Annotated in this window: 11 protein-coding genes; all 11 read left to right on the plus strand. The window is 60.5% G+C overall.

What is annotated here, in order from left to right; genetic code table 11:
- The first annotated feature begins 19 nt into the window (after positions 1-19).
- Positions 20-2,002, plus strand: coding sequence for an FUSC family protein (locus tag RHIBUN_RS0125175; RefSeq protein ID WP_084659809.1), 1,983 nt, complete (start codon positions 20-22; stop codon positions 2,000-2,002).
- A 57-nt stretch (positions 2,003-2,059) separates the two neighbouring features.
- On the plus strand, positions 2,060-2,890 hold the full coding sequence (locus RHIBUN_RS0125180) for an RNA methyltransferase (protein WP_018854861.1): 831 nt from the start codon (positions 2,060-2,062) through the stop codon (positions 2,888-2,890).
- Positions 2,871-3,671 (plus strand): glutamate racemase, encoded by an 801-nt coding sequence (gene murI, locus RHIBUN_RS0125185; protein WP_025661695.1) that lies wholly within the window; start codon positions 2,871-2,873, stop codon positions 3,669-3,671. Before RHIBUN_RS0125180 ends, murI begins: the two co-directional genes overlap by 20 nt.
- A 141-nt stretch (positions 3,672-3,812) precedes the next feature.
- Positions 3,813-4,940 carry an MFS transporter gene (locus tag RHIBUN_RS0125190; RefSeq protein ID WP_025661696.1) on the plus strand — a complete coding sequence of 376 codons (1,128 nt, stop codon included), beginning with the start codon at positions 3,813-3,815 and terminating at the stop codon, positions 4,938-4,940.
- A gap of 92 nt (positions 4,941-5,032) precedes the next feature.
- The gene (locus RHIBUN_RS0125195) at positions 5,033-6,547 is read left to right on the plus strand and encodes an ATP-binding protein (protein ID WP_025661697.1); all 1,515 of its coding nucleotides are present in this window, start codon (positions 5,033-5,035) and stop codon (positions 6,545-6,547) included.
- A 164-nt stretch (positions 6,548-6,711) separates the two neighbouring features.
- Positions 6,712-8,169, plus strand: coding sequence for an alkaline phosphatase (gene phoA, locus RHIBUN_RS0125200; RefSeq protein ID WP_025661698.1), 1,458 nt, complete (start codon positions 6,712-6,714; stop codon positions 8,167-8,169).
- Between the two features lie 244 nt (positions 8,170-8,413).
- Positions 8,414-9,031, plus strand: coding sequence for a 30S ribosomal protein S4 (rpsD, locus tag RHIBUN_RS0125205; RefSeq protein ID WP_025661699.1), 618 nt, complete (start codon positions 8,414-8,416; stop codon positions 9,029-9,031).
- A 69-nt stretch (positions 9,032-9,100) separates the two neighbouring features.
- A complete protein-coding gene (locus RHIBUN_RS0125210; RefSeq protein ID WP_025661700.1) occupies positions 9,101-10,030 on the plus strand; it encodes a glutaminase in 930 nt (309 codons plus the stop codon).
- 59 nt (positions 10,031-10,089) lie between these two features.
- Complete coding sequence (gene ttcA / locus RHIBUN_RS0125215; RefSeq protein WP_025661701.1) at positions 10,090-10,974, plus strand: tRNA 2-thiocytidine(32) synthetase TtcA; 885 nt, start codon at positions 10,090-10,092, stop codon at positions 10,972-10,974.
- 29 nt (positions 10,975-11,003) lie between these two features.
- Positions 11,004-11,828, plus strand: a complete 825-nt coding sequence (locus RHIBUN_RS0125220) for an inositol monophosphatase family protein (RefSeq protein ID WP_025661702.1) — start codon at positions 11,004-11,006, stop codon at positions 11,826-11,828.
- 155 nt (positions 11,829-11,983) lie between these two features.
- Positions 11,984-12,580: a LysE family translocator gene (locus tag RHIBUN_RS0125225; protein WP_025661703.1), complete on the plus strand. Its 597-nt coding sequence runs from the start codon at positions 11,984-11,986 to the stop codon at positions 12,578-12,580.
- Positions 12,581-12,783 lie beyond the last annotated feature (203 nt).

Genomic DNA, 12,783 nt, shown 5'->3' on the forward strand with positions numbered 1-12,783 from the left:
ATTGGCTGTCGGGGGCTGAATGAGAGGCCAGGGCCGCTTGCTTTCCGATTTTGATTTCCGCGACTGGCTTCTCGCCAACGACCCGGCGCTCTCGCGCTTGCGAATGGCGTCGCGCGTGACGCTGACAATGGCGCTCTCGTTCGGGGTGCTATTGGCAATCGACAGGCTGCTGCTTCCGCTTCCGACCGCCGCATATGGGTTGGGGCTTGTCCTGTCGATCGAGGGTGGCGTCGCGGTAAAGGACAAGGGGAGCGCACCGCAACTCGTGACACGCTTGCTCGGCTGTGCCGCAAGTGTCTGTGTCGTCGGCCTTGCCGCGGCCCTGGAATCAAATCGCATCGTTTCGGATGTGGCCTTTCTCATCATCATCTTTCTTGCTGCTGCCGGGCGAGTGTTCGGGCCACGCGGACACGCAATCGGCATGTTCGCCTTCACCTCCTATTTCATGGGTGCCTATTTCCGCCCCCCGCTTGGTGAGCTTCCGTTGATTGCGATGGGGCCCATCGTTCCGGCATTGATCGGGCATGTCGTGCGCTCTCTTGTCCTCCCCGATGATTGGCGCCCGGATCTCTTGCGCTCACTCGAAAGTGTGCGCGGCCGCATCAACCAGATCCTGTTCAAGATCGCGACGCTCGCCTCCGTTGGGCGAATGACGGCGAGGGATGCGCACAAATTAGAGCAGTTGGAAAACCGCCTGAAGGAAGTCGTTCTGATGGCCGAGGGGTTCATTCCGCGGCCGCCGTCCGGCGTGTTTGATGGTACGGAGCCTGCGGCAATCCTGGCGATCCGACTGTTCGACGTCCACCTTGCCGCGGAGAGTGCGATTGTGCTGAGCTCGCAGAGCTTGCCGCCGTTCGCTCTCGTTCATGCCGTCATCGAGGGCGATCCCGTTCTGGTGGAGGCGAAGAAATCGGATGATCTGCAGGCCAAGACGGCTCGATCCTTGATCCGGCTGGGAGAGGCGCGAGCGCTCCTCTCGGAAACGATCGAGAAGGGCTACTCGACAGGATTTGCCGAAGTCGGGGCCGTAACCGAAGCGACTGCTGCTCCCGCGAAGATCGACTTCTCGCTGGCCAATCCCCTGATCCGCGCGGCCCTGCAGATTACGCTGGCATCGGCAATCGCAATGACCCTCGGGCTGATGCTGTCACGCGAACGTTGGTTCTGGGCGGTGCTTGCATCCTTCCTGGTGTTCACCAACACGAATTCGCGTGGTGATACGGCGATGAAGGCCCTCCAACGCTCGCTTGGGACGCTGTTCGGGATTGCGATGGGCTTGTTTCTCGCAACAGCTCTGACGGGGCATATGGCGGTTGCCCTAGTAATCACCACGATTGCCATCTTTCTGGCCTTCTATTTTCTTCAGACATCCTACGCGACAATGACCTTCTTCGTATCGATTGCGCTTTGCCTAGTCTATGGCATGACGGGATCGCTGACAGTCGACCTGCTGTTGCTGCGCGTCGAAGAAACAATGCTTGGGGCTGCAGCGGGCACGTTCATTGCCTTCGTCGTTTTTCCTGCGCGAACGCGCAGCGCGCTCAATACGGCGCTGGCGACGTGGTTTTCGGCATTGGAAGAGCTGCTTTCTGCCGCAGCGGCGGGCGAAGCAACGAACGCGCTGATCGCTCTTTCGCAGAAGCTCGATGCGGCTTACCGGGACATAGCTGCAGCTGCTCGCCCACTCGGTTCGACCTGGTCGGTTGTCACCAGGCCGGGACACATACGGCAGACGCTCGCGATCTTTCTTGCGGCGACCTATTGGGCGCGAATCCTGGCGAAGGATTTCGACAGGAGCGCGTGTGACAACGATGGCATGAAACTGATCGATGCTGAACGTGAGCGTGCGACGCTTCTCGCAAAGCGCCAGTCTGACTGCTTCTTCGTCGACCAAAAGGCCAGCAGTGCACCGGAACGGCATTTGCCGCTGTCGCATGCGGGTGCGCGCCTTGGGGTCGAGATGATCGGCTCGACGCTCGATCGCCTCTACCCGAATGGTTGACCCTTGCCGTTTCGGCCCGGCTTGGCTATTCCGCCCGTAGCAAAAGGATCCAGCGTCATGGCAGGCACGAACAGCGAGCGGCAACTTCTCACGGAAGGTCCGGTAATCATTCTCGTCGAACCCCAAATGGGGGAGAACATTGGGATGGTCGCGCGGGCCATGGCGAATTTCGGCCTCTCGGTACTGAGGCTCGTCAATCCGCGTGACGGTTGGCCGAACGAGAAGGCACAGGCCGCCGCCTCGAAGGCCGACCACGTCATCGAGGGCACCAAGGTCTACGACACACTCGAGCAAGCTATCGCCGACCTGAACTTCGTTTATGCAACGACAGCGCGTGAGCGCGATGGCTTCAAGCCCGTACGGTCGCCCGTCGTGGCGGCGCAAACGCTGCGCGCGAAATTCCAGGCAGGCGAGGGCAGCGGCATCCTGTTCGGCCGCGAGCGCTGGGGACTCACGAACGAGGAGGTTGCGCTGGCCGACGAGATCGTCACCTTCCCGGTCAATCCTGCCTTTGCGTCGCTCAACATCGCCCAGGCGGTATTGCTGATGTCCTACGAGTGGATGAAGTCGGGCATGGAGGATGTCGGATCCGTTCCCTTCCAGGCGATGTCGCAGACGCAATCCACGAAGGAACAATTGTTCGGTCTCTACGACCAGTTGGAAGAAGCGCTGGATGCACGCAACTATTTCCATCCACCCGCGAAAAAGCCGAAAATGGTAGACAACCTCAGGGCAGTCCTTTCCCGTCGCGCGTTCACGGAGCAGGAAATCAGCGTGTTGCGCGGCGTAATCTCCTCCCTCGACCGCTTCTCGCGGAAATATCCGCGCGGGAGGCGGCCGCCTGTCGACGTCAAGGAACAGTCGGAAGATGACAGCAGCGCTGAATGAGCTGAAACCGGTTCTGGTCTTCGATTCCGGTATCGGAGGGCTGACCGTATTGCGGGAGGCGCGCGTGCTGATGCCGGAGCGCGGCTTCATCTACATTGCTGACGATGCCGGCTTTCCCTATGGCGGCTGGGAAGAGCAAGCACTGAAGGAACGGATCATTGGTCTTTTCGCCAAGCTGCTTGACGAGCATGATCCCGAAGTCTGCATCATCGCCTGCAACACGGCCTTTACGCTTGTTGGCGCCGATCTGCGTGCGGCGTTTCCGCAGATGACCTTCGTCGGCACGGTACCGGCGATCAAGCCGGCCGCCGAGCGGACACGCTCGGGGCTTGTCTCCGTGTTGGCAACGCCGGGTACGGTCAAGCGGGCCTATACGCGCGACCTGATCCAGTCCTTCGCGCAGCAGTGCCATGTGCGTCTGGTCGGGTCCGAAAATCTGGCCCGAATGGCCGAGGCCTATATCCGCGGTGATGTGGTGTCGGATGAGGCTGTTCTTTCCGAGATAGATCAATGCTTCGTGGAGAAAGACGGATCGAAGACCGATATCGTCGTGCTCGCCTGCACGCACTATCCCTTCATGGCGAACGTCTTCCGTCGACTTGCGCCCTGGCCGGTAGATTGGCTCGATCCCGCTGAGGCAATTGCCCGGCGTGCCCGCAGCCTCGTGCCGCATGTCGCCGATGCCGTGCATCCCGATAATTTCGACTTTGCGGTCTTCACCTCAGGCAATCCCGATTTTGCGACGAGGCGGCTGATGCAGGGTTTTGGTCTCAAGGCTTGATGGGCTGCTTGCAGGGCTGACCGGCTGGTCAGGCGGTTCCCGCGCAATCGCGTCGAACGTTGATGCGATAGGGGCTTTCGCAAGACCTAATGACTGCGCAAACTGAGGGTTGTGATTCGCATCGATCCCGCCAGGCTCCGCATGTCTTTCCAAAAACTTGTTATGGCTATCTTCTTCCTGCAACCGATTGCATTTGGCAGCTGGTTGCCGCGCATTCCCGAAATCCAGGCTCGTCTGGGGCTCGGTCCTGCTGATCTTGCGCTGGCGCTGCTCGGCATGCCGGTCGGCATCCTCACGACGCTGCCTGTCGCCGGACGTGTGGTGTCGCGCATCGGCGGCAAAACCACCGTCATCGCAGGATTTGTAGTTTTCTCGGTGATTGTCTGCCTTCCGGCCTTCTCCCGGACGCCGGTTGAATTGTTCATCGCGCTTGCCCTCCTTGGCGTTGCCATGTCGACGCTGGAGCTTGGGTTGAATGTCGAAGCCGATCGTGCTGAGAAGGATACCGGCTCTGTAATTATGAACCGGTGCCATGGCTTCTGGAGCCTAGGCATCATGGCCGGCAGCCTGCTTGGTTCGGGAATGGTGGCGATTGCCGTGCCGGCCGAATGGGCGATCATGGCGGCAGCCTTCGTCGTTTTGCCGTTTGCCATAGTGGCAAGTCTCCGCCTGCCGCCCGATCGCGAAGCTGGCGCGGCTCCGCCGCATATGCCGTTCAAGCTGCCAAGCAGCGCGCTTCTCGGCATCTGCGCCTTCGTCTTCGGGATTACGATGACCGAAGGAGCGATCGCCGACTGGTCTGCCGTCTATCTCAAGGACGTTTTCCAGACCGACGGCATGATGACCGGTATCGGATATACGATTTTCGCCATGATGGTGGCGGTGGGCCGTTTCAGCGGCGACCATCTGAAACAGCGCCTCGGGGCGATTTCACTGGCCCGGGGCTGCGGCGCGGCTTCGCTGGTGGGCATGCTCATGGTCGTCTTTGCCTGGCATAGCCTGGTGACGCTGGCGGGCTTTGCACTGGTTGGGATCGGTGTGTCGGTCGGCTTTCCGTTGGCTGTTACCGCGGCGGCAAGCCTCAGGGATCGACCGGCGGCCGCCAATGTCGCGATCCTATCCTTCATGGCACTGACCGGCTTTCTGATCGGACCGCCTCTGATCGGTTTTATCGCGGAGGTATCAGGGCTACGGGTCGGATTGGCGGTCTTGCTGGTACCTCTCGCGGTCAGCCTGGCCTTTACGCGAATGTTGAAGGCAAGTTTCTGACGTTTTTCTTCTGTGGGTTTGCGCGGGCGTGTTGCCAAAGACACGGCCAAACCTGCTAGGACGCCGTGTTTGATTGAAAGAGGAATGTGACATTGCAGGTTGGTATCGATATGGGATCGGCGTCGGGAGGCAATCCGGCCACGCTCGATATCGAAGAGCTTCTGGCTACCCGTCTTCTGGTGCAGGGCAATTCCGGCTCCGGCAAGTCGCATCTGCTCCGCCGTCTGCTGGAGCAATCAGCGCAGTGGGTGCAGCAGGTCATCATTGATCCCGAAGGTGATTTCGTCACACTGTCGGACAAGTTCGGCCACGTCGTCGTCGACGGCGAGCGCACCGAGGCCGAATTGGCCGGTATTGCCAATCGTATCCGCCAGCATCGCGTCTCCTGCGTTCTGACCCTCGAGGGTCTCGATATCGAGCAGCAGATGCGCGCCGCAGCCGCTTTCCTCAACGGCATGTTCGATGCCGACCGTGAATACTGGTATCCGGTTCTCGTCGTGGTCGACGAGGCGCAGATGTTTGCGCCTTCGGTCGGCGGCGACGTCTCGGAAGATGCCCGCAAGATGTCGCTTGGCGCCATGACGAACCTGATGTGCCGCGGCCGCAAGCGCGGTCTTGCCGGCGTGATCGCGACGCAGCGCCTGGCAAAGCTTGCCAAGAACGTGGCCGCGGAAGCCTCGAACTTTCTGATGGGGCGCACCTTCCTCGACATCGACATGGCGCGTGCTGCCGATCTGCTCGGGATGGATCGCAGGCAGGCGGAAATGTTCCGCGACCTGAAGCGTGGCAATTTCGTTGCGCTTGGGCCGGCCTTGTCCCGCCGCCCGCTGCCGATCCAGATCGGCAATGTCGAGACCTCGGCGCGTTCGTCGAGCCCCAAGCTCATGCCGCTGCCGGACGCACCGCAGGACGTCGAAGACCTGATCTTCACCCCGGATCCGGAAGAATTTCAGCGGCCGATCGTTCGGCGCGCCGCGCCCGCACCACGGCCGACCACCGATATTCTCGCGGAGTTGTCGCGATCGGCTCCTGCTGCCTCGGCTCCGGTTTCGGAGACGCGTGCGCCTCAGCCCGAGCTGTCGGTCGAGGAACGGGAGGAGCGGCTGACGGCGGTGCTCAACGAAATACTGGACGATCCGAGCTCCGGATTCCGAACAGATTCCGTGCTTTACCAGGAGTTCCTGGTGCGACTTCGCATGCGCCGGGTTCCAGGTGCTCCGATGTCTTTGTCGGAGTTCCGACGCCGCGTGGCGATTTCGCGTTCCGGCGTAGGTGCGGCGACCGCAGAAACCGAGGCCTGGGGAATGGCGTTGTCGCTCTCTTCTGGCGTCACCGACGATCTTCAGGGTGTTTTCCTGATGTTGGCAAAAGCGGCAATTTGTGGCGAACCATGCCCCTCGGATGCACGGATTGCGCGCGCTTACGGCACCCACTCGGCCCGGCGTGCGAGACGTCTACTTGGCTATTTCGAGGAGCAGGGGACTGTGGTTGTGCACACGGACTTCTCGGGCAAGCGCATCGTCGCTTTCCCCGACATGAGTTGCCAGACCGCTCCCGGCGATGCCAATGCGCCTGATGTGGATGAGGTGCGCTCCGCAGCAGAATGACGGCCGAATTGACGGCAAATAGCGCGCGGACAATGTGCCCGGTTTATACTCGATCTCTAATGTCACACGAAGAAGTTGCTTTTGTCACAAGAGCTTCATTCGGTTGGTGGATAAGGCGCGCGACCCGTGCGGTCGATGCGGATTATCAAAAGGAGATCTCGGTCATGAGAAACAACGTTCGTCACCAGCTGCTGCGCCTTGTCGTCGGCGGCCTGCTTGCAACCGTTGCCCTTCAGCCTGGCTATGCCGATGATGCGGCGAACAAGCTTCTGGAACGTGCGGCAAGCGCGGATCTCAGCGCTCCCGGTGGCGCACGCCGCCTTTCCGGCGACATCACCGAGGCTTATCGCGCCGCGCTCATCGATACCCGCCCGAAGAACGTCATCCTCCTGATCGGCGACGGCATGGGCGACTCCGAGATCACCATCGCACGCAACTATGCGGTCGGCGCGGGCCAGTATTTCAAGGGCATCGATGCGCTTCCGGTCACCGGGCAATACACGCATTATTCGCTCGACAAGAAGACGGGCAAGCCGACCTATGTGACCGACTCTGCTGCCTCGGGCACCGCTTGGGCGACGGGCGTGAAGTCCTACAACGGCGCGATCGGCATCGACATTCATGAGAAGAGCCACGAAACGCTGATCGAAAAGGCAAAGGCTGCCGGTCTTGGCACAGGCAATGTCTCGACAGCCGAACTGCAGGATGCAACGCCAGCCGTGCAGATCGCGCACGTGACCCAGCGTAAGTGCTACAGTCCGGCATCCACCACAGAGAAGTGCCCGACGAACGCGCTTGAAAACGGCGGCAAAGGTTCGATCAGCGAGCAGTTGCTGAATACGCGCCCCGACGTGACACTCGGCGGGGGCGCAAAGAGCTTCGGCGAGACCGCCAAGGCCGGCGAATGGAAGGACAAGACGCTTCGCCAGCAGGCGGAGGAACGAGGCTACAAGATCGTCTCGAACCTTGACGAGCTCCAGGCCGTCAAGCAGGCGAACGACAGTGCGCCGGTACTCGGCCTGTTTGCCGAGGGCAATATGCCGGTTCGCTGGGAAGGCCCGAAGGCCAGCCATTACGGCAATGTCGAGAAGGAGCCGGTCGTCTGCAAGCCCAACGAGAAGCGCACGTCGGCAACCCCGACGTTGGCACAGATGACGGCCAAGGCGATCGAACTGCTCAGGACGAACGAGAAGGGCTTCTTCCTGCAGATCGAGGGAGCGTCGATCGACAAGCAGGATCATGCCGCCAACCCGTGCGGCCAGATCGGCGAAACGGTTGATCTCGATGAAGCCGTTCAGGAAGCGTTGAAGTTTGCGCAAGAAGCCGGCGACACGCTCGTCATCATCACCGCCGATCATGCGCACGCGAGCCAGATCATCGATGCCGACGCCAAGGCTCCGGGCTTGACGGAAGCGTTGATGACGAAGGACGGCGCCGTGATGGCCGTGAGCTACGGCAACTCCGACGATGCGGATGACCAGGGCCATACCGGCTCGCAGCTTCGCATTGCTGCTTACGGGCCGCGCGCTGCCAATGTCACTGGCCTGACGGACCAGACGGATCTGTTCTATACGATCAGCGACGCGCTCGGCCTGAAGACCGAGACGGCCAGCGCCAAGTAGGCCGCGTCGGCGAATGCCACGGGCGAAAACGTGGAATTGTGATTGACATTCCAGCGACTTCGCCCTAAAGACCGCCCCAGCACCGGGCAGAGATGTCCGGTGTTTCATTTGACATGTCCCGTGGATTTGTCCTGTTCGCGTAATGGGATGATCCTGTCGGATCCTCGAAAGAAGATCAAAGGAGGGCGTGTTTCCTTCACGCGGTTTGGCAACAGACCGTTCTAACTTTCTGAAAGGAAATACGATGAGCAAGCGCGAATCGTCCAAGTACAAGATTGACCGCCGTATGGGCGAAAACATCTGGGGCCGTCCTAAGTCCCCGGTGAACCGCCGCGAATACGGCCCGGGCCAGCACGGTCAGCGCCGCAAGGGCAAGCTTTCTGACTTCGGTGTGCAGCTGCGCGCCAAGCAGAAGCTCAAGGGTTACTACGGTGACCTGCGCGAGAAGCAGTTCCGCGCGATCTTCGCTGAAGCCGACCGCCGCAAGGGCGATACCTCGGAAAACCTGATCGGTCTTCTGGAGTCTCGTCTTGACGCGATCGTTTATCGCGCCAAGTTCGTTCCGACCGTTTTCGCTGCTCGCCAGTTCGTCAATCACGGCCACGTGACCGTGAACGGCGTCCGCGTAAACATCGGTTCTTACCGTTGCAAGGCTGGCGACGTCATCGAGGTTCGTCAGAAGTCGAAGCAGCTCGTTTCCGTTCTGGAATCTGTTGGCTTGGCTGAACGCGACGTTCCGGACTACATCGAAGCTGACCATAACAAGATGGTTGCTACCTTCGCTCGTGTTCCGGCGCTCGGCGACGTACCGTATCCGGTCGTCATGGAGCCGCATCTGGTGGTCGAATTCTATTCGCGTTAATCGCGAGGCGTTTTCGCATACGGAAAAGCCGCCTCCTGGGGCGGCTTTTTTGTTATCTGGGGAGATACGATGACGGACTTGCAGGCAGTTCTCGATAGCATCCACAAGGAGCTGACCCCCCGTATCGGCGAGGGGAAGGTTGCGGACTACATTCCGGAACTCGCCAAGGTCGACCCAAACCAGTTCGGCCTAGCGGTCGTCACCGTGGATGGCAAGGTCTACAGCGTCGGCAATGCCGATGTCCCGTTCTCCATCCAGAGCATCTCGAAGGTTTTCATGCTGACGCTTGCACTCGGCAAGGTCGGCGAGGGACTCTGGAAGCGGGTCGGCCGCGAGCCTTCGGGCTCGGCGTTCAACTCGATCGTCCAGCTCGAGCACGAGCAGGGCATTCCACGCAATCCCTTCATCAACGCGGGGGCAATTGCCGTGACCGATGTTGTCATGGCCGGCCATGCGCCACGCGAGGCTATTGGTGAGTTGCTGCGCTTCGTCCGCTATCTCGCCGATGACGAGTCGGTCACCATCGATGATCGCGTTGCAAAATCCGAGACACAGACGGGCTACCGCAATTTCGCGCTCGCAAACTTCATGCGGGCCTATCGCAACCTCGATCACCCAGTCGAACACGTGCTTGGCGTCTATTTTCACCAGTGCGCCCTGTCGATGACCTGCGAGCAGCTGGCGAAGGCCGGGCTGTTTCTGGCCGCACGCGGCAGCAATCCGATGACTGGCCACTCCGTTGTGTCGCCGAAGCGGGCGCGGCGTATCAACGCGCTGATGCTGACATGCGGCCACTATGACGGTTCCGGCGACTTTGCCTATCACGTCGGTCTCCCCGGCAAGAGTGGTGTCGGCGGTGGTATTTTTGCAGTGGCGCCCGGCATTGCCTCGATTGCGGTGTGGTCGCCGGGGCTCAACGAGGTCGGCAACTCGCAGCTCGGTGCTGTCGCGCTCGAAATGCTGGCGGCCCGCACTGGGTGGTCTGTTTTCGGCGATTGATGCTGGGTTGTCGTGACGCTTTCTGCTAAGGCGGAGGCAGACTCTGATTGGACGAGAAAATGAACATCGCAGCCAACATTGCCGATGAGCTGGAAACGCCGAACGCGGATGGGGCGATCGCGCACGCGCTCTTTGCCGAAGCTCCTGACTCGGTGTCGTTCAACAAGCTGCGCAAGCGGCTGTTGCGGAACGTCAGACAGGCATTCGACGATTTTGCGATGCTGAAGGGGCAGACGCGTTGGCTGATCGGTCTCTCCGGCGGCAAGGACTCTTATGGATTGCTCGCCCTTCTTCTCGACCTGCAGTGGCGCGGTCTTCTGCCGGTGGAACTGATCGCCTGCAATCTCGACCAGGGCCAGCCGAACTTCCCAAAGCATATCCTGCCTGAATATCTCACCAAGGTCGGCGTCAAGCACCGCATCGAGTATCGCGACACGTACTCCATCGTGAAGGAGAAGGTTCCTGAAGGAGCGACCTATTGCTCGCTCTGTTCGCGCCTGCGTCGCGGCAATCTTTATCGGATTGCCAAGGAGGAGGGCTGTGACGCATTGGTGCTCGGCCACCACCGCGAGGATATTCTCGAAACCTTCTTTATGAACTTTTTCCATGGCGGGCGGCTCGCTTCGATGCCGGCCAAATTGCTCAATGACGAGGGCAACCTCGTGTTGCTGCGCCCGCTCGCCTATTGCGCGGAAGACGACATGGCGAAGTTCGCGGCTGCCATGCAGTTCCCGATTATTCCATGCGATCTTTGCGGCTCCCAGGACGGGCTGCAGCGCAATGCGATGAAGGACATGCTCGCCGATATCGAGCGGCGTATGCCGGGCCGCAAGGATACGATGCTGAGAGCGCTTGCGCATGTGAACCCGTCGCATCTGCTCGATCCCAAGCTTTTCGATTTCGCTGGCCTGATGGCCGGAGAGACCGCGCCGAAGAGTGAATAGTCGGCGCCCACGGCAAAGAAGGAAAGTCCATGTGTTCCACGATAGATGTAACGACGCTTGCCGATCTCCTGAGGCGGGCGGCGAAGGCAGAGATATTGCCGCGCTTCCGTCGACTTGGAAGCGATGACGTGCGCGCCAAGAGCGAAGCGACCGATCTGGTGACGGAGGCGGACCTGCAGGCGGAGCGGATGATTAAAGCTGAAGCCGCTGCACTCTGGCCGGATGCCGTGTTCATCGGAGAGGAGTCGGTCGCGGCGGATCCTGATCTGCTCGGCAAGCTCGAGGGAGCGGACCTTGCCATCGTGGTCGATCCCGTTGATGGGACCTTCAATTTCGCATCCGGCATTCCGGCCTTCGGCGTGATGGCGTCCGTCGTGTCCAAGGGCGAAACAGTTGCCGGCATCATCTACGACCCGATGGGCGATGACTGGGTAATGGCGGAGAAGGGCGGTGGCGCGTGGCTTCGGCGTCCTGGCGGGGAGGCGGAGCGGCTCGCCGTTGCAGCGCCCGTCGCGCTGGAGGAGATGGTCGGCATGGCATCGACGGGCTTCCTGCCGAAGCCGAAGCGCAGCGAGATCCTTGCCAATCTGGCCAAGGTTCGGTTCCTTGCCAACTATCGCTGTGCTGCCCATGAGTACCGCGCCTTTGCGGGCGGTCACGTCCACTATCTGATGTATAATAAGCTCATGCCCTGGGACCATCTCGCGGGCACCCTGATCAGCATCGAGGCTGGCGCGCATGCGGCCCGTTTTGACGGTTCGCCTTACCTGCCGCATCACACCAGTGGTGGCTTGCTGATTGCGCCCGACAAGGACAGCTGGGACATTCTGCGGATTGAAGTTTTCACGATCTGATATCGGAGCCGCGACCTCCTGCGGGTTGCGGTAGCGTTTCCTGGGGCGCCCAGATTTCGCGCTCCCAGGAAAACGCCATGCGCACAGACGTACAATACGAGCAGGCACGCCAGTCGTAAATGTTCTCCCGCTTTCGAAATGACGAGGAGAGTATGATGGATACAGGGCAGACACTGGCGTTTTTGCTGTTTGCGTTTATCGCGGCGGTTACACCGGGACCCAGTAACACTCTGGTCCTGTCCACAGGTGCTGCTGTCGGCACTTTGAGAGGCATCGGCTGTCCGCTCGGTGCATCGCTTGGCATGGGCGCAATGATTGTTCTAAGCGCCTTCGGTGTCGGAGAAATTGTCGCCGCGGCGCCGGCGATCGTAATAGCGATGAAGTTGGCAGGATCTCTGTTTCTGTTGTGGCTTGCCTGGAAGATCGCCAATGCCGGTACTGTTGAAGCGGATGGCCAGAGGCGCGTGGTTGGATTTCGGCAGGCTTTTCTATTCCAGTGGCTAAACCCGAAAGGTTGGCTGGTTGCGCTGAGCGCAGGCAGCACCTTCCTTGTGTCTTCACAGCACGCTGATGCACGTGGCGCCTTGTGGATGGGGGCGCTGTTCGCAGCCGCCGCGTTTCCCGCCGGGTTCGTATGGCTTGTCCTCGGCGCTCTCGTGGCACAGTTTCTACGCACCCCACGTTCGGCGCGGTTCTTCAATATCGCGATGGCGTTGGCTCTGGCTCTTTCGGTCGCCCTTGTGTGGCGCTAGCTCCCGAAAGAGTTTCGCCCGCAACGGTGTGTTGCGGGCGACAAGGAACGTTATGCGTTGCAAGGCCGTCTACTAGTACTACAGTTGCGTTTTGTGTCTTGTTTTGTAGTGAGCGCTCATTGCGTAGGCTTGATGCTCTCGTCGCCAGAGTGACCATGCGAGAACGAAGGCCGTCCTGATCGGCGGTCGCAGTAGGAGCCGGG

Origin of the sequence: Rhizobium sp. IBUN, assembly GCF_000510625.1 — a bacterium.
GTDB classification, from domain to species: Bacteria; Pseudomonadota; Alphaproteobacteria; order Rhizobiales; family Rhizobiaceae; genus Rhizobium; species Rhizobium altiplani.

What these genes read in the sequence shown, in the direction of transcription:
- RHIBUN_RS0125220 (WP_025661702.1), top strand. Translation starts at nt 11,004, where the DNA reads ATGTGTTCCACGATAGATGTAACGACGCTTGCCGATCTCCTGAGGCGG.
- RHIBUN_RS0125175 (WP_084659809.1), top strand. Translation starts at nt 20, where the DNA reads ATGAGAGGCCAGGGCCGCTTGCTTTCCGATTTTGATTTCCGCGACTGG.
- RHIBUN_RS0125225 (WP_025661703.1), top strand. Translation starts at nt 11,984, where the DNA reads ATGGATACAGGGCAGACACTGGCGTTTTTGCTGTTTGCGTTTATCGCG.
- RHIBUN_RS0125210 (WP_025661700.1), top strand. Translation starts at nt 9,101, where the DNA reads ATGACGGACTTGCAGGCAGTTCTCGATAGCATCCACAAGGAGCTGACC.
- ttcA (WP_025661701.1), top strand. Translation starts at nt 10,090, where the DNA reads ATGAACATCGCAGCCAACATTGCCGATGAGCTGGAAACGCCGAACGCG.
- murI (WP_025661695.1), top strand. Translation starts at nt 2,871, where the DNA reads ATGACAGCAGCGCTGAATGAGCTGAAACCGGTTCTGGTCTTCGATTCC.
- RHIBUN_RS0125190 (WP_025661696.1), top strand. Translation starts at nt 3,813, where the DNA reads ATGTCTTTCCAAAAACTTGTTATGGCTATCTTCTTCCTGCAACCGATT.
- phoA (WP_025661698.1), top strand. Translation starts at nt 6,712, where the DNA reads ATGAGAAACAACGTTCGTCACCAGCTGCTGCGCCTTGTCGTCGGCGGC.
- RHIBUN_RS0125180 (WP_018854861.1), top strand. Translation starts at nt 2,060, where the DNA reads ATGGCAGGCACGAACAGCGAGCGGCAACTTCTCACGGAAGGTCCGGTA.
- rpsD (WP_025661699.1), top strand. Translation starts at nt 8,414, where the DNA reads ATGAGCAAGCGCGAATCGTCCAAGTACAAGATTGACCGCCGTATGGGC.